Origin of the sequence: Citrobacter sp. Cpo126 (assembly GCF_030332445.1) — a bacterium.
In the GTDB taxonomy this organism is placed as follows: Bacteria; Pseudomonadota; Gammaproteobacteria; order Enterobacterales; family Enterobacteriaceae; genus Citrobacter; species Citrobacter portucalensis.
The window spans coordinates 66,362-88,351 of record NZ_JAOWHT010000034.1 but is presented as its reverse complement, the minus strand read 5'-3'; the positions used below and the strand labels follow the sequence as shown (position 1 = coordinate 88,351).

The following is a 21,990-nucleotide window of genomic DNA, read 5'->3' as shown; positions in this document are numbered from 1 at the left end:
GCGGCCATGTATCCCTGCGCAGGGCTCTGTACATGCCAGCGATGGTGGCAATAAGTAAAACGGAATGGGGGCGGGCGTTCCGCGACCGTCTGGCAGGAAACGGTAAAAAAGGGAAAGTGATAATAGGCGCAATGATGCGCAAGCTGGCGCATGTGTCTTACGGTGTACTGAAATCAGGTGAGCCGTTCGATGCGTCGAGACATGGGGTGATAACAGCCTGAAGGGAAGATGAATCAGGAAAAAACAGCGCCTGACGGCGCTGTGACTGGTCGTGCCTGCTATCCGTAACCGCGGAACCTGAAAAGGCTTGCAGGCGATAACAGTATCTACATAGAAGGCGTAGGCCTGATAAGCGTAACGTCATCAGGCACTAACCGATTGTCACGCGCTGGTGACGTCGTACTCCATGCGGCGAAGTGCGTCTAACGTGGCTTTAGCTTCATCTTCATCAATGATGCTCATGGCGAACCCTACGTGCACCAGCACCCATTGCCCGACCAGCTCAGCGGTATCACCTTCACAAATCAGGGCAATATTGACATCACGTTTGATGCCGCACACTTCAACCTGCGCAAGCTGGTGAATATCTTCACCAACGGCCAGAACCTGACCAGGGACTCCAATACACATATCTGACTCCGCCCCATAGCAACCTATGGGTTATTCGACTTCAATACTTTTCACTTTCAGTGAATCGCCTGCATCAACCCGCAGACGATCGCCCTGACATAGTGGACACTGCGCATCATGCTGGGTGATTTCCACAACCTGACTGCAATCCCAGCACCATGCCTGGGCTGGTTTGTAATCAATATGCAGCTCACACCCTTGCGCCAGCGTGCCCTGACAGACGATGTCGAAACTGAAACGGACGGCGCTCTCTTCAACGCACGAGAGCGCTCCGATTTCCAGCCAAACGCCGGTTACACGTTTGACACCGTGCTGCTCTGCCTGCTGTTGAACAATCTCAACCGCGCTCTGACAAAGGGACAGCTCATGCATTTTCGCAGTTCCGACGACCCAGCAGCAGCGCGCGGCGATTTAGCTGCGGCGCATTCGGATCGCTCACCGGCAGCGATAACAGCATGCGCGCGCAATCGTCAGTCAGACGCACACCTTCTTGCGCCGACATACTGTGCGAAAGCGGCGACATCAGTGAACAGGAAAGGTATTGCGATACGCCCTCCAGTTCACCAACGGTAAAGGTCATCTCGCCATACGGCAGACGCAGCCCGATTTTTTCGCTGACTTTACGCACCGGCCAGATCTGGTCCGGTCCGGGGAAAATCAGTGCGCTGAGCATCCAGGGTGTGATAACACACCCCGTCCACTGTCCTTCAAACAGAGTAAAATCAGAGACATACACCGGCATATTCGGATGCAAGAAAGAGAGATCGTGCATCGAACGCCGGGCAACCTCTTCAAACGCTGCCTGAATCTGCGTCTTCGGGGCCGTCTGAAAACCGACAAACTCCTCAGACATGAGCCGCCTCCCGAGGGATCGCTTCAACGCCTGATTCGCGAAGCGCGGCAAGAACCTGCTCCAGCGCAGGTTCAATCATCGCTTCAACCGTTGGCGTTAGCCCGATATGCGGTTCCAACGATTCCGGAATAACGCCGACTAAGGTCAGCTTTTTCGGAAACTCGCCGGTAAAACGCAGGGCCGACAATACGTCGGCCAGGCCAAGCTGGTGCGGTGAGATTTTGTTGGTAAACAGCGCCGGGATCTCTTCATCCCGCAGGACCATCATCGTTCCTGGCGTGTTTTTCTTCGACACAATGGCGTCAGCAATGATCAGATGATCTCTGTTCGCCATATCGCCGAGAAGCTCCATCCCAGCCGTACCACCGTCCAGAACATCAACAAAGTCTGGCAGGATGTACCGTTGCTCTAATGCCTCAACGATACGTACCCCGATGGCTTCGTCGGTCAGCAAAATATTGCCGACCCCTAAGACTAATATCCGCATTACAGAACCTTAACTGAGACCACTTCGTTCCCGTCAACGTCCACCACATGCACCGCACATGACATACAAGGGTCGAAGGAGTGAATGGTACGAACCACTTCCAGCGGTTTGTTTGGATCGGCAATCGGCGTACCTACCAGCGAGCGCTCATACGGTCCCACTTCATCATTAAAGTTACGTGGGCCAGAGTTCCAGGTTGACGGTACAACCGCCTGGTAGTTGCTGATAATGCCGTCTTTAATCACCATCCAGTGAGACAGCATACCGCGTGGCGCTTCGAGGAAACCAACACCTTTGAATTCGCCTGTTGCCGGAATATCCGGTTTCACGAAGGTGGTGTGGTCGCCTTTACCGATGTTCACAATCAGTGCATTGTACTGATCCTGCAGAACGTTCTGCAGTTCACAGCAGTGAACGGTACGGCCAATAATACGGCCCAGCGTAGAGTGCAACTGCGACACTTCGATAGTTTTACCGGTCAGCTTGGTGTAAATCGCGATGATTTCATTCAGCTTGGCATGAGTAGACTCGCGTTTGGCTGCCAGTTTACACAGCATGTTGGCCAGCGGACCCACTTCAACCGTTTTGCCGTAGAAGGTCGGCGCTTTAACCCAGGAGTATTTGCCGTCATCTGACCAACCGGTGTAATCAGGAACCGTTGTGCCTTCCCACGGAGCCTGCGGCGCTTCGTCTTTGTACCACGCGTGTTTCGCACTCTCCTGAATCCCTTTGATCAGGTACTCATCGGAGTGAGAGGTGATCGGACGATAGGTCGACAGATCAGCATCGGTGATATAACCGCCCGGGAACAGGAAGCTACCGTTTTTACCATCTGTCGGGAATTCCGGCGCACTCAGGTAGTTAACCGCACCCTGACCACGTTCCAGCCACTCAGGATAGAACGCAGCAATAACCGCGGTATCAACCTTGTACACCTGCTCAACGAAGTCGCTCAGCTTATCGATGAAGGACTTGATGTACATCAGGCGTTCAAGGTTCAGCACGCCGAGGCCGTCAAGGTTAATTGGGTTAGCAACCCCACCTACCGCCAGGTTCTGGATGTGCGGCGTTTTACCGCCCAGCAGTGCCACAACGCGGTTGGCATCACGCTGGCATTCCAGCGCTTGCAGGTAGTGTGCGACCGCAATCAGGTTCACTTCCGGCGGCAGCTGCATTGCCGGGTGCCCCCAGCAACCGTTAGCAAAAATGCCTAACTGACCGCTGGCAACAAGATCTTTGATCTTGTTCTGAACCTTGGTGAACTCTTCTGCGCTGTTCAGGTGCCAGGAGGATACGCCGTTCAGCATGGCAGACGCTTTCGCTGGGTCAGCTTTCAGGGCAGAGGTGATATCCACCCAGTCCAGCGCAGACAGCTGATAGAAGTGAACAATGTGGTCATGCGTGGTGTGCGCGGCCAGAATGATGTTACGGATATACTGTGCGTTCACCGGAACATCAATATTCAGCGCGCTTTCTGCTGCACGAACGGAAGAGATAGCGTGAGTGGTCGTACAAACGCCACAGATACGCTGCACAATCATCCAGGCATCGCGCGGATCGCGGTTTTTCACGATCTCTTCCATGCCGCGCCACATGGTACCGGAAGCCCATGCTTTAGATACCACGCCATTTTCGATTTCGCAGTCGATGCGTAAATGACCCTCAATACGGGTTACCGGATCAATAGTAATTCTCTGGCTCATGCTTTGCTCGCCTCATGACGATTTTGATCGTTTTGTTTTAAAGGAGGAAGTATCGGCAGTAGACGAATGAGTACGATGTATGCACAAATCTCAATAGCCACAAAACCAATAGAAATCAACAGCTCTTCCCAGGTCGGGAAGTAGTGGTAGCCACCACCAGGATTGAACGCCACCAGCGAATAGGACAGACGCCATGTTGCACAACCCAGCAACGCGCTCAGCGCAGACAGATACAGCATGCGCGAGTCATTACGCAGCTTAGTGACGCGCAGCACCACCAGTGGGAAGACCATCAGCACGACTTCAAGCCAGAACATCAGGGAGTAAAGATCGCCTGAGAACGCATAGGACAGCTTGTCGCGATAGATCAGTTCGCCAAAGCGCAGGACGACGAAAATCGCCAGCAGCACGCTGATGGTATTCGTCAGCTTGATGAACAAACTTTTCTCGTCCGGACCGTTACCTTTCAGACCGGCTTGTACCAACGAGCCTTCAAAGATGACGATCGAGAAGCCCATAATAAAGGCGGTTAATACCGAGAAAAGCGGCAGCATTTCATAAGCTTGCCATAGCGGATGCACCTTATAACCCGCAGAAATCATCAATGAACCCATTGAAGACTGGTGCATGGTTGGCAGCAGCGCGCCGAGGGCAATAATAAAGAACATCACTTTATTCAAACGTTTGAGGGAAACTTTCCACCCCAGACGTTCAAACAGAGCCGGAGCAAATTCCAGCGCCATGATGCCGATATAGATGGTCATACAGACCGCCGTTTCGAACAGTACCGAGTTCACGTTGAAGTGACCCGGAATGTAGAAATACGGCAGGTTCCAGTAACGACCGACGTCAATGGTGATCGACAGACCACCCAACGAGTAGCCAAACAGGCTCGCCAGCAGCGCCGGACGAACCAACGGATGGTATTGGCCTCTGTTGAAAACATACACCGCCCACGCCAGCGCCCAACCGCCGCACGCGAAGCCAGTACCAATCAACAGGTCAAACGCGATCCATACACCCCATGGGAAACCGCCGTTCAGATCGGAGACTGAGCCCAGCCCGAAGACCAGACGTTTCACGATCAGGAGCATACACAGGACGATAAGCGGCCCAAAAATAATGACCGGTTTGCTGATTATTTTTCCGCCCAGCGGTTTAGGATCATGACTCATGATCGTCTCCTCCATCGTGATGGTCGTTTTTCGTGTTACGACGAACCAGCACGGTTAAGCCCGCCAGCGCAGCCAGGGGTAATATCATGCCCTTGTACAGGGAATGTTGAACATGTTCGGAACGCGCACCAGTTGAAAGATCATCCAGCTTCGGCAGATCCAAATCCTCGTAAGGAACACCCGTCAGTACCATAACCTGCGTACCACCACCTTCTTTCTCACCGTACAGGTGCGGGTAGTACTTCGGTACCGTATGCAGATAGGTATCGCCTGCTTTCACCGTCTGACGCGGATAGTGGTATTCGCTACCTGGCTTCAGCGCGAGACGTTTTTTCGCCTCAGCCATCAGCTCTTCACGCGTACCAAAAATCACCGCACCGGCAGGGCACACTTCAACACAACCCGGTAAACCACCTTTGTCCAGACGCTCAACGCCTTTCTGGTTACACAGTTCACATTTGTGAAGCGCACCAAACGGGTTGTTGTAATCGTACTTAGGCACGTTGTACGGGCAGGCGACCATGCAGTAACGACAGCCCGTGCAGACATCTTTGTCATAATGGACGATGCCGGTTTTCGGATCTTTCTTCAGCGCGGAGACCGGGCAAACGGAAACGCAGTTCGGATCAACACAGTGCATGCACTGTTTCTTGATGTATGCATAGCCATTTTCTTCCTGGTCTTTGTTAACACCTGTTCCGCTACGCCACACCTGAATGATGTTATTGGTATACGGCGACAGTTTGTCGTTGTTCGACCAGGTTTGCTCGCCTTCCGGGTTACGCGCCGGGAAGTTGATATCCTGACACTTGGTGACACAGGCCTGGCAGCCTACGCACAGCGTCGAGTCATAGAGCATCCCAAGAGAACCAGGGATCGGCGGACGGTTTTCTGCAGCCGCATGGCTGATGGACGGCGCGGCGCCCAACAGCAATGCCCCGCTGGAGGCTGCTTTAATAAAGTTACGTCTGTTCACGGTTATTCTCCCCGTGAGTCAGCGTTATCTTTCTTCTGCTGACGCCCCAGTTCACGAACCGCCATCACGCTGACGCCGGCAACCAGTCCTACTACGCCACCCAGCAGTCCAATCGCTCCGGCAGAAACATTGCCGCCTTCTTTCATGTTGACGTCAGGTTTCTCGGAACGCGGCGTTTGGTTTTCCACATGAGCAAGCTGGTGAATACCTTTATGGAAGCCGACGCCTTCTTCGTTACAGCCGTAGCAAGGGTGACCGATAGCCACCGGCCACACGCCGCCCACATCGCAGAATTGCAGCGTTGAGCAGTTGCCGTAGGTTTCTGGTCCTTTACAGCCCAGATGGTAGAGGCACCAACCTTCGCGGTGGCCTTCATCACCAAACTCTTTAGCAAAACGACCAGCATCGAAGTGCGGGCGACGTTCGCAGTGTTCGTGAATCAAACGGCCATAGGCGAATGTCGGACGGTTTTTGGTATCCAGCTTCGGCGGCTTACCATAAGTGATGATATGCGCGACCGTTGCGAGGAAGTTATGCGGGTTCGGCGGACAGCCGGGGATGTTGATGATGGTTTTGCCTGGCAGAACTTCTTGCAGGCCGACGGCACCCGTTGGGTTAACGCCAGCGGCAGCAACACCACCCCACGCGGCGCAAGAGCCGATGGCAATGATAGCGGCTGCGCCTTCTGCGGCCCGGCGGATGTGATCCACGATCGGCTCGCCGGCAACCATGCAGTAAATGCCATTATCTTTCAGTGGGATAGAACCATCTACTACCAGAACATATTGCCCTTTGTACTTCTCCAGAGCGTTATGTTTGTTCTCTTCGACCTGATGGCCGAAGGCGGCAGAGAGCACCTCATGGTATTCCAGAGAGATTGTCTCCAGAACGAGGTTTTCCACTGTAGGGTGTGTCGCGCGAAGCAGCGATTCAGTACAACCCGTACACTCCTGAGCACCAATCCAGATAACCGGTGGGCGCTGAGGACGAGAAACTGATTCGGCCATTTCTGCGGCGGCTTTGCTACTGAGCCCCATGGTAGCGGCCAGTGCTGCACAAAGCTTCATGAAATCACGGCGATTAATGCCGCTCGAATTGATGAGAGAGTTATCTCCAGTCATTTTATAGTTATTCCGTTGCGAAGACCTGGCTTTTATTTTGCACCATTCGCATGTTGCATATTGCGATCGGCGCGCCATTACCACACTTTTTATATGGTTATGTGCATTATAATACTTCGGCGGAGCAACAAAACGAAGGCGTAGGTCAATAGTGTAATTAATTAAAGCAAGATAATACCCCTTTCGGATCAAGCTTCGAGTCGATAGCCAGCCATGAAAAACCGAATTGTTGTACTGGACTGGTTCTCTTTAAAGAAATCCATCACCATCTCTTTATCCAGCCCATAACGGCGCGTCAGGATCCCCGCTTCCCACGCGCTGAGCTGTCGATCGCCCGTTTTTTCAAACATTCGATGTGAAAATCCCAGCACAAAACCACGCTTATAATCCGCACAAAAATTCGCCACCGAGCGTGCACTGTCCGCACTTGAGGCGTTTAATCCGGCCATCAGGCCTTTACCAAAATGGTTGTCCATGCATAACCTCCAATCGCTATATAATAAATTATATAGCGATTTTTTAAGCAAAGACCAGAGGTATCACGAACTTTTTATAACGGCTTAAAAGGACACCCACTCATCCGTTTTAGCGGCCGCAGACGTTTTGCTGTCTGCTGAAGAGGAAGTGGTTTGGCTGGCAGCGTATTGCACATCATTAGCGGAAAGGCGGAACTGTTGCACCGAGCGTTGCAGTTCCTCTGTTTGTCGTTCCAGCGCCACTGCCGCGGCGGAAACTTGTTCTACCAGCGCAGCATTCTGTTGCGTTACGCTGTCCATCTGCGTGATCGCCACGCTCACCTGCGAGATACCCTTATTCTGTTCTTCCGAAGCAGAGGCAATTTGCTTCATGATGACAGTCACTTCGGTGGCGCCACGCAGAATCGCCTCCATGGTTAATCCTGTTTCTTTAACCAGACGAGCGCCCTGATCAACACGACGCGATGACTCGCCAATCAGCGTCTCAATCTCTTTCGCCGCCCCGGCGCTGCGACTGGCAAGGTTGCGTACTTCACCGGCGACGACCGCAAAACCGCGCCCCTGCTCGCCTGCCCTGGCTGCTTCAACCGCCGCGTTCAGCGCCAGAATGTTGGTCTGGAAAGCAATGCTATTAATAACTGACGTGATTTCCGCGATCTGTTTAGAGCTGGCGGCAATGCCGTCCATCGTCTCTACCACTTCTGAAACCAACGTGCTCCCTTTGCCTGCCGTTTCTGTGGCCGTATCGGCAAGCTGGCTGGCTTCACGCGCATTTTCTGCGTTCAGTTTTACCGTTGCGGTCAGTTGCTCCATGCTGGCAGCGGTCTCTTCCAGAGCCGCAGCCTGCTCTTCAGTACGTGAGGAGAGATCGTTATTGCCGGTCGAAATTTCCGTCGCCCCTCGCCAGATGTTGTCACTACCTGAACGGATGGTACTGACGGCTTCACGCAGGCTATCCTGCATCGCGCACAATAACGGCACCAGTTGACCCACACAGTTACGACCAAAATCTTCGATGGGATGGCTGAGATCGCCCTGCGCAATCTGCTGGAACTGTTGGCGAATACGTCCCAGCGGTTTCACCATCATGGAAACAAGGTAGCGGTCGGTAAAGAAAAGGAGGGCAATCCCAAGGATAACGGCGGTGATAATTAGCGTCCGGATGATAGAGGTTTTGCCATCGACCATCACGCGGGTGGTATCGAGTCGCTCACCTGCCGTGGCGTTAAAACGCTCGGCACTGGCGCCAAATTCACGGCTCAACGCAGGTGTAATAGTGCTGGCATGCTCAGCAAAGGCCGTAAGCGTTCCCTGCTGCGCCAGCTGCATTTGCGGGATCACGCCGTTGTCCAGCAGCGCCTGCCACTTCGTCAGTACTGCGTTAGCGACGTCAGGGTCCATAGGGCCCGGAGATAATGTTTTCATCTCCTGGAGTTTTTTGCTCATATTCTCCAGGGACTGTTGCGCTGGCACAAAATCAGGCGTTCCGCCACTCATTTTGACATCCATGGCGCGACTTAAGCGCGTTACGAAGCGAAAGTACTGATCGTTGCCCTGACTGAGAACCGTCATCTGATGGACAAGATGACGGTCAATATCATTGCCTTCAGATATTTTTGATAACGAATGAAGACTGAATAAACCCACGCCCGACCAGAGCAGGCAAAAAAGTCCCAGTATTGCCAACATGACAATACGAATAGTGAAGTTTTTCAGCAAACGCATAATAATTTCCTTGCCGTTGATGAGGAATTCGCCATCAGGCGATACTTATCCTTGTTATCGGCAGGCAGTAGAGAAGATATAATGCGTTCTTTATTTTTTTACTTTCTTAAGTACATCCACTCTCTCTCCACACTATATCAATATGAATGCTAATGAAATTAGGTAGCATTATTATTCAGGTAATTAGTTATAAGCATTAAATAATCTATTGTTTTCTATCGCAAATATTTGTTAAACCACGCAAGAGTACGTTCCCAGGCTAAATCAGCGGCAGCTTTATCATAACGGGGGGTCGAATCGTTGTGAAAGCCATGATTAACGCCGGGATAGATATAGGCTTCATAGACTTTCTTATTGGCCTTAAGCGCCGCTTCATAGGCAGGCCATCCCTCATTAATACGTGTGTCTAATTGCGCATAGTGCAGTAATAAAGGCGCGTTTATTTTGGGGACATCTGATGCAGGAACCTGCCGCCCATAAAAAGGCACCGCGCAGGCCAGTTCAGGGAAAGCTACAGCAGCGGCATTCGACACACCACCACCGTAGCAAAATCCGGTGATACCTACCTTTCCCGTCGTCCCTGAATAATGTTGCATAAATTCAATGGCGGCAAAAAAATCATTCATCAACTTTACGGGATCAACCTGCTGCTGCAATTCCCGACCTTTATCATCATTGCCAGGATATCCCCCTACCGAACTTAATCCATCCGGCGCAAGTGCCATAAAGCCCGCCTTCGCCACCCGTCTCGCCACATCTTCAATATACGGATTCAGCCCACGATTCTCATGCACTACCACCACCGCCGGAACTTTCCCTGTCACCTTCGCAGGTTTAACTAAATACCCCCGCACATCACCATGCCCTTCAGGCGAAGGATAGGTAATATATTCCGCCAGAATATCGGGATCGGTAAATTCTACCTGCGTTGCGAGGGCATAATTGGGTTTCAATAAATTGAATAAAGCCAACGCCGTCATGCCACCCACTGCATATTTCGCTGCCAGATTGAGAAACTCGCGTTTCGTTATTTTGCCATGCGCGTAATAGTCATAGTAGTCGAGCAGTTCTTGCGGAAAATCTTTGGCAGTCAAACGCGGCATCGTCGCACTCCTGATTGATGTTTTTTTAAGCAAAGCACAGTGACCTGTTTTTGCCCAGTTTTTCATCTCAGTGTGACCTGGTGAACGGGATATTCACCGTGAACCCGCTAGAATAGAAACGTTGTTTCGAAATTCACCTGCACTAAGGAGATCTCATGGCCTGGTTTGCCAATCCTGAACGTTACGAGCAGATGCTCTATCGCTACTGTGGGCGCAGCGGTTTGCGTTTACCCGCGCTATCGCTGGGTTTATGGCACAGTTTTGGGCACGTTCAGGCGCTGGATTCACAGCGCGCCCTGTTGCGTAAAGCATTTGATTTAGGCATCACGCATTTTGATTTAGCCAATAACTATGGGCCGCCACCAGGCAGCGCAGAAGAGAATTTTGGCCGATTACTGCGCGAGGATTTTGCGCACTATCGCGATGAACTGATTATCTCCACCAAGGCAGGCTATGACATGTGGCCTGGGCCATACGGTTCTGGCGGTTCGCGCAAATACCTGCTCGCCAGCCTCGACCAGAGTCTGAAACGCATGGGTCTCGACTATGTCGATATCTTCTACTCTCACCGCGTTGACGAAAATACGCCAATGGAAGAGACCGCCTCGGCGCTGGCCCACGCCGTGCAAAGCGGTAAAGCGCTGTATGTCGGCATCTCATCCTATTCTCCGGAACGTACGCAGAAAATGGCCGAGCTGATGCGGGAATGGAAAATTCCATTGCTGATCCATCAGCCGTCTTACAACCTGCTTAACCGCTGGGTAGACAGCAGCGGCCTGCTGGATACGCTGGAATCCAACGGTATGGGCTGCATCGCATTTACGCCGCTGGCTCAGGGACTGCTGACGGGGAAATACCTTAACGGTATTCCGGAAGGTTCACGCATGCAGCGTGAAGGGAAAAAAGTTCGTGGGTTAACGGAAAACATGCTGACGGAAGAAAACCTTACCAGCCTGCGCTTGCTTAATGAGATGGCGCAACAGCGTGGACAGTCGATGGCACAAATGGCCTTAAGCTGGCTGCTAAAAGACAACAGGGTAACGTCGGTATTGATTGGCGCCAGTCGACCGGAGCAACTGGCAGAAAACGTTCAGGCGCTGGCGAATCTGACGTTCAGCGCCGAAGAACTGGCGCAGATCGATAAGCACGTCGCGGACGGTAAGCTGAACCTGTGGCAGGCCTCATCTGACAAATAGCCGTAGGTAATCCCGTGCCGGGTAGCAACGTTGTTCTTCCCGGCACGTAATACGGGCCAGCCAGCTCCTCACACCTCTTCTGCTTTGATTTCTGGGCGCTGATATTCCGGCCACACCAGCGCGACAAGTGCAGGATAGGCTTCCAGGCTGAACTCCCTGAAGCACTGACGTAAGTTAAGCACGTCCAAATCGGCATGCGGGACTTTCTCGCCACTCAGACAGCGTTTTTTAATATTGTCGTAATATTTATACACCGCAGAGTTGAGATCGCTGCAACGCCGCTGTGCATCAAATAGCCCTGGCGTCTCATTCAGCTCCACCATTGTCATCCGTTTGATCGTCGAGTGGATAAAATCGATATATTCGTGATTGACACGCCAATACCAAACCGGAGTAATCGAATTCATCAGTACCGAGAAATGATCTTCACCCTCTTCTTTACTCAGTATTTCCGGCTGGTTTTCAGCGTATCCATTTTCTGCATTACGGTTTTTATTTGCACTGCGCATCAACAAAAGTACCCCGCAGGTCAGCAATAGCAGGGTAATAACAGAATAAAATATACTGTTCATATACTGGCTCCATTTTTTTTGATTTTAAAATTACGCCATGCTATTGTCAACGCGGCATGGTTTATTTAAAACAACATATCATTGGCATCAAAGGATATTTCAACATGCTTCCCGAGCATCTTGTTCCCTCGCGTTTTCACTTATCCAGTTCACCTGACAATACCACCTCCACAGATAATAGTGAAAATTTGACTCAGGGGAAGATAACATTAAGCGATTACGAATCCGATATTTTGATTAGCTCTGCTGCTACCGGCCAGTCACGAAATATGCTATTTGAAGAGTGCGACCGTCATTTAAAAGAGCGCCTGTTTCGTGCAGCAAAAATTGAGTCATTCTCTCGCCTGCTCAATTCACTACAGGCAGAAGGCGACATTAATGCACAAGAAATAAGTAAAATTTTGACTCAAAAAACAGCCATCATAAATGAACAGGGCAACAAAATTTGGCTTAATTTAATTACCCGTGAAACCAGCGACCCTATTTTTTATTCTCTGGAAAAGAAATAAAATGAAAGATGTTGAGGATAATAATGTTTATTTGGCTTTAGATAACCATAAAAGCGATGAGTTTGTCTTAAAGCAAAATTTAGCCGTGTTGATTGCCAATAAAAACGCGACACTGGAAAGCGTTGCTCAGGAGATAGTCTCTATTCCCGCTGCACTGGTGCGGATGAAATGGCAAAATCGCCGTGAAATTTACTCGCTACAGGCTAAAGAAGAGATCTACGGTGCCGCGATCGAAGCCATTATGGAGCAGCAACCAGAACTGCGGGACAAAATCATGGCCCGACTGGAAAGCACCTACCAGCATATACTCGCGCGGGAAACGGCCACCTTACGCCTGACGCGAAAGCTGTCTGAAGGGAACTACGAACCCACCAGGATAACCACGGTCGCGTTAGATGAGAACAGATAAGAACAAGTGTGCGAGGGAGTTGAATCAGGAGAGACACGCCGGGTAAGGCGGCAACCATTACCCGGCAATGAGGAAGATTACTTCGCTTTCACTGTCTCTTCGCCAACCAGACCAATCTTCAGGAAGCCCGCCTGATGCAGCGTATCCATCACCTTCATCATGGTCTCATAATCAACGGTTTTATCTGCCCGGAAGAAAATCGTGGTGTCTTTCTTCCCTTCAGTTAGCGCATTTAGCTCGTTAATCATGGTTTCATCCGTCACCTGATTGTTGCCAATGAACATACTCTTATCGGCTTTAACTGACAGGTAAACCGGTTTTTCCGGACGCGGCTGCGGCGTGCTGGTGGAGGCAGGGAGATTCACCTTCACATCTACGGTTGCCAACGGCGCGGCAACCATAAAGATGATCAATAAAACCAACATAACGTCGATAAACGGCGTCACGTTGATTTCATGCATTTCACCGTTATCGTCCAGGTTTTCATTAAAGCTCATTGCCATGGAACATTATCCTACACGTAATTTCTGCGCTGCACGTACCGGATGCGCGGATGCGCTTGCATTCAGGTCCAGATCGCGACTTTGCAGCAACAGCACCTGTGCCGCGACGTCGCCCAGCATCGCTTTATAGCTGCCAATCTGACGTGCGAAAATGTTGTAGATAACAACCGCTGGAATTGCTGCGACCAGACCGATTGCGGTCGCTAACAGCGCTTCTGCAATACCCGGCGCAACAACGGCGAGGTTGGTCGTTTGAGTTTGTGCAATCCCGATGAAGCTATTCATGATGCCCCATACGGTACCGAACAGACCGACGAATGGAGAGATAGCCCCGATGGTGGCCAGGTATCCGTTACCGCGGCCCATATGACGACCTACCGCCGCCACACGACGCTCCAGACGGAAGCCGGTACGCTCTTTAATGCCTTCGTTATCGTCGCTGCCTTCTGACAGTTCCAGCTCGTTCTGCGCTTCGTTAATCAACTGTGCGCCCAGGCTTTTGCCATCGAATCCTGCGGCAATTTCACTTGCCTGATCTAAAGAGCGGGCTTCCGCCAGCAGTTGCTGTTCACGCTTAAGGCGGCGTTTCTGAGTAAAGAACTCAAGGCTCTTACTAAAGAAGATAGCCCAGGTGACCACTGACGCCAAAATCAGCCCAATCATCACGCACTTAACCACGATATCGGCGTGCTGATACATACCCCAGACGGAAAGATCCGTCTGCATCAAATTATTACCCACTCTGTATCTCCAGGACGCAAATCACAAAATCTGAGCGTAATCATATCAAAACGACGTCGAATTGATAGTCGTTCTCATTACTATTTACATATTGCCGCACCTTTGGTTTCTTTTCCTTGCGCTTACGCAGTAAAAAAGTCACCAGAAGCATTTTGAGATTATTTTCTACTGTATGACCGTTCTGCAGGATGCGTCATCTTTGATTCATGGTAGTTTAGACATCCAGACGTATAAAAACAGGTAAGACAACATGGCAGATAAACAACTTGAAACCAAACTCGTTCACGCAGGACGCAGTAAAAAGTACACGCTGGGCTCGGTAAATAGCGTGATCCAGCGCGCTTCTTCGCTGGTATTTGACACCGTAGAGGCCAAAAAACAGGCCACGCACAACCGGGCGAACGGTGCGCTTTTCTATGGGCGTCGCGGAACCCTGACGCATTTCTCTCTGCAGGAAGCGATGTGCGAACTGGAAGGTGGTGCGGGTTGCGCGCTGTTCCCCTGCGGTGCGGCGGCCGTTGCCAACACCATCCTTGCCTTTGTGGAGCTAGGGGATCATGTGCTGATGACCAATACCGCCTATGAACCCAGTCAGGATTTCTGCACCAAAATTCTCGGCAAGCTCGGCGTGTCCACCGGCTGGTTCGATCCGCTGGTTGGCGCCGATATCGTTAAGCACATACAGCCGAACACGAAAGTCGTATTTCTGGAATCTCCCGGCTCTGTCACTATGGAAGTGCATGATGTTCCAGCTATTGTTGCCGCCGTCAGAAGCGTCGCGCCGGATGCAATCATCATGATTGATAACACCTGGGCTGCCGGGGTGCTGTTCAAAGCGTTGGATTTTGGCATTGATATCTCTATTCAGGCAGGCACCAAATATCTGATTGGTCATTCTGACGGCATGGTCGGCACGGCGGTATCTAATGCCCGCTGCTGGGATCAACTGCGCGAAAATGCCTATCTGATGGGGCAAATGCTGGACGCCGATACCGCCTATATGACCAGCCGTGGACTGCGTACGCTGAGCGTTCGCCTGCGTCAGCACCATGAAAGCAGCTTAAAGGTCGCCGAGTGGCTGGCCAGCCATCCGCAGGTCGCCCGCGTGAACCACCCGGCACTGCCCGGCAGTAAAGGCCATGAATTCTGGAAGCGTGATTTCGCCGGCAGCAGCGGCCTGTTCTCCTTTGTATTGAATAAGAAGCTCAATAATGAGGAGCTTGCTGCGTATCTGGATCACTTCAGCCTGTTCAGTATGGCCTACTCCTGGGGCGGTTTTGAGTCGCTGATTCTCGCCAACCAGCCGGAACACATTGCGGCAATCCGTCCGCAAGGCGAGGTGGATTTCAGCGGAACGCTCATCCGTTTACATATCGGTTTAGAGAATGTTGACGATCTGATTGCCGATTTGGCCGCAGGATTTGCCCGAATCGAGTAAAATTGCCACAGATGGACATATATGCAGACACTTCTGGTGGAAAAGTCTGCAATTGTTGCGTCCGGGATCAAGGCATCCCGGGCAATTCAGGAGTACAATCCACACATAAACGCTGTTCCACAGGAAAGTCCATGGTAGTCATTCAAGATATTGTCTCCGCGCTCTGGCAACACGATTTTGCCGCACTGGCGGATCCGCACGTTGTGAGCGTGGTGTACTTCGTCATGTTCGCCACGCTGTTTTTAGAAAATGGCCTGCTGCCCGCCTCCTTTTTACCCGGAGACAGCCTGTTATTACTGGCAGGAGCGCTGATCGCTCAGGACGTGATGAGTTTTTTACCTACCATAGCTATTCTGACGGCCGCAGCCAGTCTGGGCTGCTGGCTGAGTTATATTCAGGGACGCTGGCTAGGCAACACGCGCACGGTGAAAGGCTGGTTGGCGCAATTACCGGAAAAATACCATCAGCGCGCCACCTGCATGTTTGACCAACACGGTCTGATGGCGCTGCTGGCAGGGCGTTTCCTGGCGTTTGTTCGCACCTTACTGCCAACGATGGCGGGCATTTCAGGGCTTCCTAACCGTCGGTTCCAGTTTTTTAACTGGCTGAGTGGCCTGCTGTGGGTCACCGTCGTCACCAGTTTCGGCTATGCGCTGAGCATGATCCCATTCGTTAAACGCCATGAAGATCAGGTGATGACCTTTCTAATGATCCTGCCGATTGCCCTGTTAACCGCAGGATTGTTGGGAACATTGTTCGTGGTGATTAAAAAAAAATACTGTAGCGCCTGAGTATAATCCGTAGCCGGGGTAATTCCCGGCATTTTGCCTGATGGCGCGCGGCTTTAAGGCCTACGGTATACCTGTCAGGCCTACAAGAAATCAACTCCCCTGCATCATACGAATTCTTGCCGCATCTTCCCCCGGCGTTACGCCAAAGAAACGTTTGAACTCCCGACTGAATTGCGATGCGCTCTCATAGCCGACGCGCATGGCAGCCGCACTGGCCTTCATCCCATCGTGAACCATCATCATCCGTGCTTTATGCAGGCGATAGCTCTTAAGATATTGCAGCGGCGACGTGCTGGTCACCGCTTTAAAATTATGATGAAAAGCCGACACGCTCATGTTCGCCTCTGCCGCCAGCTGTTCTACATTGAGGTTTTCGGTGTATTTGGTTTCAATCCGCTTCAGTACCCGGCTTATCAAACTGAAATGCGTCTGGCGACTGACCAGCGCAAGTAACGCGCCGCCGCGCGGTCCGGTCAGCACATGGTAGAGGATCTCGCGAATAATCTGTTTCCCCAGAATACGCGCATCCAGCGGTCGCTCCATCACATCCAGCAGGCGCTCAGCAGCGCAGAGAATTTCGTCAGAGAGCGTTGCAGAGTTAATCCCGCTGGCCGCCATGGCGGGCTGGAACAGCTCGTCTTCCCCAATGTCCATCAGCAGCTCCTGCAATTGCAGGATATCGACATTCAGATAAATACCGGCCAGAGGAACCTCCGGCGTCGCATAGGTTTCACATTCAAAGGGTAAAGGTACGGTTAGCAGCAGGTATTCGTTGGCGTCATAGCGAAATACGCGCTCATTGATGTAACCAATTTTATGTCCCGAAAAGAGAAATATGATGCCTGGCTGATACATGACCGGTGTACGCGCCGCCGGCTCCGTACCGTGTAGCAGGCGGACATCTGGCAGCAGTTCATTAAGTCTATTTTCATTGTTTTTCAGCTGCTTAATTTTATCTGTCAGCAGAAGACAGATCTCATCACGGTTCATGGGGCACCATTTCATCATCGGTTTTCGACCCTGACATAATGCGCAGATTTATCCGTTTTCTCCAGCAGTCTGTAGAAATGGGCAAGACATCGGCAGAAATGAGCATTGAGAGCAACGCGGCGGGCGACCACAATGTTCATCATCCGGCAGACACTCACCTGCCCTCTTTTATTACCCACCAAAGGGAACGAGCAATGAACAACTTTAATCTCCATACCCCAACACGTATTTTGTTTGGTAAAGGCGCGATTGCTGAACTGCGCGATCAAATTCCTCAGGACGCTCGCGTACTGGTTACCTATGGCGGCGGCAGCGTGAAAAAAACTGGCGTCCTGGCACAGGTTCAGGACGCGCTGAAAGGCCTGGATGTGCTGGAGTTTGGCGGTATCGAGCCAAACCCGTCTTACGAAACGCTGATGAACGCAGTAAAAATCGTGCGTGATGAGAAAGTGACGTTTCTGCTGGCGGTAGGTGGCGGTTCAGTGCTGGACGGCACCAAATTCATCGCGGCAGCGGCACAGTACGCTGACGGCATCGATCCATGGCGCATTCTGGAAACCCATGGCAACGACGTAACAAGCGCCATCCCGATGGGATCCGTATTAACCCTGCCTGCAACCGGCTCTGAATCTAACTCCGGCGCGGTAATTTCGCGTAAAACCACCGGCGATAAACTGGCCTTTATGACCCCGTTTGTGCAGCCAGTGTTTGCCGTTCTGGATCCGGTTTACACCTACACCCTGCCGCCGCGTCAGGTTGCAAACGGCGTCGTAGATGCCTTCGTGCATACCGTGGAACAGTATGTGACTTATCCGGTAGACGGGAAAATTCAGGATCGCTTTGCCGAAGGCATTCTGCTCACGCTGGTAGAAGAAGGTCCGAAAGCCTTGCAGGAGCCGGAAAACTACAACGTGCGTGCGAACGTCATGTGGGCGGCAACCCAGGCGCTGAACGGCCTGATTGGCGCAGGCGTACCGCAGGACTGGGCAACGCATATGCTGGGCCATGAACTGACCGCAATGCACGGTCTGGATCATGCTCAAACGCTGGCCATCGTTCTGCCAGCGCTGTGGAATGAAAAACGTGATACCAAGCGTGCCAAACTGCTGCAATACGCAGAGCGTATCTGGAATATCACCGAAGGTTCCGACGACCAGCGCATCGACGCCGCCATTGCCGCTACCCGCGCTTTCTTCGAACAAATGGGCGTACCCACTCGCCTGTCTGACTATGGCCTGGACGGTAGCTCCATCCCGGCATTGCTGGAAAAACTGGAAGCACACGGTGGTACGCAACTGGGCGAACATCAGGACATTACGCTTGAAGTCAGCCGTCGGATTTACGAAGCTGCCCGCTAAGGTTTTTTAACCTCCGCCTTTCGTTTTTGGGTATTTATACCAGGCTTAAGTCACATAAACCTCACCGGGGGCTGCTCCGGTGAACTCAATTTACACCCAATCATTCATGATGCATCGAGGCGGCAATTAAGTGAATCCCCGGGAGCGTACATAAGTACGTGACCGGGGTAAACGCAAGCAGCCAACAAAGAGGCAGCCTGAAGGATTAAGTGTGGGGGGAAATTATGACCGGTCCAACCATTATCAAGCTACAGGATGGTAACGTCATGCCACAACTGGGCCTGGGGGTCTGGAAGGCAAGCAACGAAGAAGTCATCACCGCCATTCATAAAGCGCTGGAAGTGGGGTATCGCTCAATTGATACCGCTGCGGCGTACAAAAACGAAGAAGGTGTCGGCAAAGCAATACGCGATGCTGGCGTGCCACGGGACGAGTTATTCATCACCACCAAGCTGTGGAATGATGACCAAAAACGCCCCCGGGAAGCCTTGCTCGAAAGCATGGAAAAACTCCAGCTTGATTACCTCGATCTGTACCTGATGCACTGGCCGGTTCCGGCGATCGACCACTACGTTGAAGCGTGGGAAAACATGATCGACCTGCAAAAAGAAGGGCTGATTAAGAGCATCGGCGTGTGCAACTTTCAGATCAATCATCTCCAGCGGTTGATGGATGAAACCGGCGTACCTCCGGTGATTAACCAGATCGAACTTCATCCGCTTATGCAACAGCGCCAACTGCATGCCTGGAACGCAACGCATAAAATCCAGACCGAATCCTGGAGCCCGCTGGCGCAGGGCGGCAAAGACGTCTTTGATCAAAAGATCATCCGTGACCTCGCTGAGAAATATGGCAAATCACCGGCGCAGATTGTCATCCGCTGGCATCTGGATAGCGGGCTGGTGGTGATTCCAAAATCGGTCACCCCTGCGCGTATCGCAGAAAACTTTAACGTCTGGGACTTCCGCCTGGATAAAGACGAATTAGGCGAAATCGCGAAACTCGATCAGGGCAAACGTCTGGGGCCAGACCCGGATCAGTTCGGCGGTTAACCCCTTCCTCCAGCCCGACACTCTCGTCGGGCCTTTACTGATTTGAAATATCAGGAAACAATTCACACATATATATTGATGTATTTCTTGCAGTCGCTGGAGCAGCATTACGCAACATAACCTGTTAATTATTAAATAAATATATTTATTTGATGAATATATTCACCATATCTATAGGTGCGTAAACGTGACTGAGAAAAAAAGTAGCGGAGTCAAATGGCTCCCATTAATTCTTATAATATTCATTTCTGCCGGACTGTGGCAGCTTACTCCACCTTCCGGGCTAAGTGCGCCAGCCTGGCATTCGGCAATCATTTTCGTCGCGACTATTGCCTCTATCGTGGCAAAAGTTTTACCCATCGGCGCGGTCGGCATTATTGGGATTACGGTTTTTGCACTCGCCTATGCTGCCGGGGATAAAACCGCCAGCGGCGCTATCACCACGGCACTGAGTGAGCTGAACAGTTCACTTATCTGGCTTATCGTCGTGGCTTTTATGATTGCCCGCGGGTTTATCAAAACCGGCCTCGGACGACGCATTGCGCTGCAGATGATCCGTCTGCTCGGCAAGCGCACGCTGGGACTCGCCTATGGTCTGGCCTTTGCCGATCTGATCCTCTCCCCGGCAATGCCGAGTAATACAGCACGCTGCGGCGGCGTCATCTATCCGATTGCTGACTCTCTGGCACGCAGTTTCCATTCGAACCCGGAAGATGAGTCCCGCAGTAAAATCGGTACCTTTCTTATCACCTGTATTGGCAACGTCAACGACGTCACCGCCGCGCTCTTTATGACCGGCTATACCGGCAACCTGTTGGCGGTGAAGCTGGCGGCCAATGCGGGCGTCACGCTGACTTGGGGCGGCTGGTTTATGGCGGCGCTGCTGCCATGCCTTGTGTCATTACTGCTGGTTCCACTGCTGGTCTACTGGATCGTGCGCCCGGAAATTAAACACACGCCGGATGCCCCTAACCTGGCGCGCAAAGAGCTGGCGGAAATGGGCAGTATGTCTCGCGGCGAATGGCTGATGCTGGCTACCGTCGGCGTGCTGCTGGTACTGTGGATTTTTGGCGATACGTTAGGCGTCGACGCCACCACTGCCTCGTTCGTGGGACTGTCCATTTTATTGCTAAGCGGCGTTCTGAGCTGGGAAGATGTGAAGAGCGAGAAAGGCGCATGGGACACACTGATTTGGTTTGCCGCGCTGTTGATGATGGCGAACCAGCTGAAAAAACTGGGCTTCACCACCTGGTTTGGCAATCTGATCGGCGATAGCCTGAGCAGTACTATGCACGGTACCAGTTGGGTGATCGTCCTGCTGCTGCTGAACGCCGCCTACTTCTATACCCACTACTTTTTTGCCAGCGGTAATGCACAGATTGCCGCGCTGTACGCCGTTTTCCTTGGTGTCGGTCTGCATCTGAATATTCCCGCAGCCCCCACGGCATTAATGCTGGCCTTCACCAGCAGTTTGTACTGCTCGCTCACCCAGTACACCCATGCTCGCGGTCCAATCCTGTTTGGTGCCGGGTACGTTCCAACGGGCGTCTGGTGGCGTACAGGATTTATCATCAGCTTGTTTAACCAGGCGGTGTTTATCACCGTGGGTCTGATGTGGTGGAAGGTGTTGGGTCTGTACTAAACTGACTGCGTCCTGACGAATCACCTTACCTGCGGAGAAAAGGAATGACCTGTATTTTCTGTCAAATAGTTGAAGGTAAAGCACCCTGCCATAAGGTCTGGGAAGACGAGCATCATCTGGCTTTTCTGTCGATTTTCCCGAACACCGACGGTTTTACCGTGGTGATCCCGAAAAAGCATTATCCCAGCTATGCCTTCGATATGCCGCCGCAGGCACTGGCTGATCTGATGCTGGCGACCCAAAAAGTGGCTAAGAAACTGGATAAGGCTTTCCCGGATGTCAGTCGTACGGGGATGTTCTTCGAAGGTTTCGGCGTAGACCATGTGCACAGCAAATTAAGCCCCATGCATGGCACTGGCGATCTAACCCACTGGAAACCGATTGAAGCGCGGCAGAACAAATTTTTCGAGCAGTATGAAGGATATCTTTCGTCACACGATCATGAACGGGCGGATGATGCAAAACTGGCCGCATTAGCGGCCAGAATTCGTGAAGCATAAATACTGAGTCTCTCTGCCGGATGGTGGTTCAAGCACCTTA

General features: G+C 51.9%; 24 protein-coding genes and 1 pseudogene. 10 read left to right on the top strand and 15 right to left on the bottom strand.

What is annotated here, in order from left to right; translation table 11 throughout:
- Positions 1-221, top strand: a pseudogene (locus OGY17_RS14055) (IS110 family transposase); the annotation flags it as partial.
- A gap of 160 nt (positions 222-381) precedes the next feature.
- Here the strand turns inward: OGY17_RS14055 and hybG are convergent.
- The 11 genes from hybG to yghX form a co-directional block, all read right to left on the bottom strand.
- Positions 382-630, bottom strand: coding sequence for a hydrogenase maturation factor HybG (hybG, locus tag OGY17_RS14050; protein ID WP_003024459.1), 249 nt, complete (start codon positions 628-630; stop codon positions 382-384).
- A 30-nt stretch (positions 631-660) separates the two neighbouring features.
- Positions 661-1,002: a hydrogenase maturation nickel metallochaperone HypA gene (hypA, locus tag OGY17_RS14045; RefSeq protein WP_003828349.1), complete on the bottom strand. Its 342-nt coding sequence runs from the start codon at positions 1,000-1,002 to the stop codon at positions 661-663.
- The gene (hybE, locus tag OGY17_RS14040) at positions 995-1,483 is read right to left on the bottom strand and encodes a hydrogenase-2 assembly chaperone (RefSeq protein ID WP_008785804.1); all 489 of its coding nucleotides are present in this window, start codon (positions 1,481-1,483) and stop codon (positions 995-997) included. Before hybE ends, hypA begins: the two co-directional genes overlap by 8 nt.
- Positions 1,476-1,970: a HyaD/HybD family hydrogenase maturation endopeptidase gene (locus OGY17_RS14035; protein ID WP_032944999.1), complete on the bottom strand. Its 495-nt coding sequence runs from the start codon at positions 1,968-1,970 to the stop codon at positions 1,476-1,478. The genes hybE and OGY17_RS14035 overlap by 8 nt, the downstream gene beginning before the upstream one ends.
- Entirely contained in the window at positions 1,970-3,673 is a 1,704-nt protein-coding gene (gene hybC, locus OGY17_RS14030) for a hydrogenase 2 large subunit (protein ID WP_003828353.1), read from the bottom strand. Before hybC ends, OGY17_RS14035 begins: the two co-directional genes overlap by 1 nt.
- Complete coding sequence (gene hybB, locus OGY17_RS14025; protein ID WP_003828354.1) at positions 3,670-4,848, bottom strand: Ni/Fe-hydrogenase cytochrome b subunit; 1,179 nt, start codon at positions 4,846-4,848, stop codon at positions 3,670-3,672. Before hybB ends, hybC begins: the two co-directional genes overlap by 4 nt.
- Positions 4,838-5,824 carry a hydrogenase 2 operon protein HybA gene (gene hybA, locus OGY17_RS14020; protein WP_003828357.1) on the bottom strand — a complete coding sequence of 329 codons (987 nt, stop codon included), beginning with the start codon at positions 5,822-5,824 and terminating at the stop codon, positions 4,838-4,840. Before hybA ends, hybB begins: the two co-directional genes overlap by 11 nt.
- A 2-nt stretch (positions 5,825-5,826) precedes the next feature.
- A complete protein-coding gene (hybO, locus tag OGY17_RS14015) occupies positions 5,827-6,945 on the bottom strand; it encodes a hydrogenase 2 small subunit (protein ID WP_003024486.1) in 1,119 nt (372 codons plus the stop codon).
- 188 nt (positions 6,946-7,133) lie between these two features.
- Positions 7,134-7,421 carry a DUF2623 family protein gene (locus tag OGY17_RS14010; protein WP_003024490.1) on the bottom strand — a complete coding sequence of 96 codons (288 nt, stop codon included), beginning with the start codon at positions 7,419-7,421 and terminating at the stop codon, positions 7,134-7,136.
- 84 nt (positions 7,422-7,505) lie between these two features.
- Positions 7,506-9,146, bottom strand: a complete 1,641-nt coding sequence (locus tag OGY17_RS14005) for a methyl-accepting chemotaxis protein (protein ID WP_191215407.1) — start codon at positions 9,144-9,146, stop codon at positions 7,506-7,508.
- A 215-nt stretch (positions 9,147-9,361) separates the two neighbouring features.
- The gene (yghX, locus tag OGY17_RS14000; protein WP_020996329.1) at positions 9,362-10,249 is read right to left on the bottom strand and encodes a YghX family hydrolase; all 888 of its coding nucleotides are present in this window, start codon (positions 10,247-10,249) and stop codon (positions 9,362-9,364) included.
- Positions 10,250-10,404: 155 nt separating this feature from the next.
- Here yghX and OGY17_RS13995 point away from each other — a divergent pair, with 155 nt between their 5' ends.
- Positions 10,405-11,445 (top strand): aldo/keto reductase, encoded by a 1,041-nt coding sequence (locus tag OGY17_RS13995; RefSeq protein WP_286607615.1) that lies wholly within the window; start codon positions 10,405-10,407, stop codon positions 11,443-11,445.
- A 68-nt stretch (positions 11,446-11,513) separates the two neighbouring features.
- Here the strand turns inward: OGY17_RS13995 and OGY17_RS13990 are convergent, their stop codons facing one another.
- Complete coding sequence (locus OGY17_RS13990) at positions 11,514-12,017, bottom strand: ESA_00282 family adhesion-associated protein (protein WP_008785809.1); 504 nt, start codon at positions 12,015-12,017, stop codon at positions 11,514-11,516.
- Positions 12,018-12,121: 104 nt separating this feature from the next.
- On the opposite strand from OGY17_RS13990, the gene OGY17_RS13985 reads away from it, so the two are divergent.
- Positions 12,122-12,526, top strand: a complete 405-nt coding sequence (locus tag OGY17_RS13985) for a hypothetical protein (protein WP_286607612.1) — start codon at positions 12,122-12,124, stop codon at positions 12,524-12,526.
- A gap of 1 nt (position 12,527) precedes the next feature.
- Positions 12,528-12,935, top strand: coding sequence for a hypothetical protein (locus OGY17_RS13980; protein ID WP_008785811.1), 408 nt, complete (start codon positions 12,528-12,530; stop codon positions 12,933-12,935).
- A gap of 77 nt (positions 12,936-13,012) precedes the next feature.
- On the opposite strand, the gene exbD is transcribed toward OGY17_RS13980, so the two are convergent.
- Positions 13,013-13,438 (bottom strand): TonB system transport protein ExbD, encoded by a 426-nt coding sequence (exbD, locus tag OGY17_RS13975; protein ID WP_003828370.1) that lies wholly within the window; start codon positions 13,436-13,438, stop codon positions 13,013-13,015.
- Positions 13,439-13,444: 6 nt separating this feature from the next.
- Positions 13,445-14,179 carry a tol-pal system-associated acyl-CoA thioesterase gene (exbB, locus tag OGY17_RS13970; protein WP_003024507.1) on the bottom strand — a complete coding sequence of 245 codons (735 nt, stop codon included), beginning with the start codon at positions 14,177-14,179 and terminating at the stop codon, positions 13,445-13,447.
- A gap of 250 nt (positions 14,180-14,429) precedes the next feature.
- Here exbB and metC point away from each other — a divergent pair, with 250 nt between their 5' ends.
- Positions 14,430-15,617: a cystathionine beta-lyase gene (gene metC / locus OGY17_RS13965; RefSeq protein WP_286607609.1), complete on the top strand. Its 1,188-nt coding sequence runs from the start codon at positions 14,430-14,432 to the stop codon at positions 15,615-15,617.
- A 131-nt stretch (positions 15,618-15,748) separates the two neighbouring features.
- On the top strand, positions 15,749-16,408 hold the full coding sequence (gene yghB, locus OGY17_RS13960) for a DedA family general envelope maintenance protein YghB (RefSeq protein WP_003024510.1): 660 nt from the start codon (positions 15,749-15,751) through the stop codon (positions 16,406-16,408).
- 90 nt (positions 16,409-16,498) lie between these two features.
- Here the strand turns inward: yghB and OGY17_RS13955 are convergent, their stop codons facing one another.
- Positions 16,499-17,398 carry an AraC family transcriptional regulator gene (locus OGY17_RS13955; RefSeq protein WP_048215538.1) on the bottom strand — a complete coding sequence of 300 codons (900 nt, stop codon included), beginning with the start codon at positions 17,396-17,398 and terminating at the stop codon, positions 16,499-16,501.
- Positions 17,399-17,592: 194 nt separating this feature from the next.
- Between OGY17_RS13955 and yqhD the strand changes: the two genes are divergently transcribed.
- The 4 genes from yqhD (at position 17,593) to OGY17_RS13935 (ending at position 21,950) form a co-directional block, all read left to right on the top strand.
- The gene (gene yqhD / locus OGY17_RS13950) at positions 17,593-18,756 is read left to right on the top strand and encodes an alcohol dehydrogenase (protein WP_048215537.1); all 1,164 of its coding nucleotides are present in this window, start codon (positions 17,593-17,595) and stop codon (positions 18,754-18,756) included.
- A gap of 224 nt (positions 18,757-18,980) precedes the next feature.
- Positions 18,981-19,808: a 2,5-didehydrogluconate reductase DkgA gene (gene dkgA, locus OGY17_RS13945; protein WP_008785816.1), complete on the top strand. Its 828-nt coding sequence runs from the start codon at positions 18,981-18,983 to the stop codon at positions 19,806-19,808.
- 187 nt (positions 19,809-19,995) lie between these two features.
- Positions 19,996-21,450 (top strand): DASS family sodium-coupled anion symporter, encoded by a 1,455-nt coding sequence (locus OGY17_RS13940; RefSeq protein ID WP_003828381.1) that lies wholly within the window; start codon positions 19,996-19,998, stop codon positions 21,448-21,450.
- A 44-nt stretch (positions 21,451-21,494) separates the two neighbouring features.
- The gene (locus OGY17_RS13935; protein ID WP_008785817.1) at positions 21,495-21,950 is read left to right on the top strand and encodes an HIT family protein; all 456 of its coding nucleotides are present in this window, start codon (positions 21,495-21,497) and stop codon (positions 21,948-21,950) included.
- Positions 21,951-21,990: the final 40 nt, after the last annotated feature.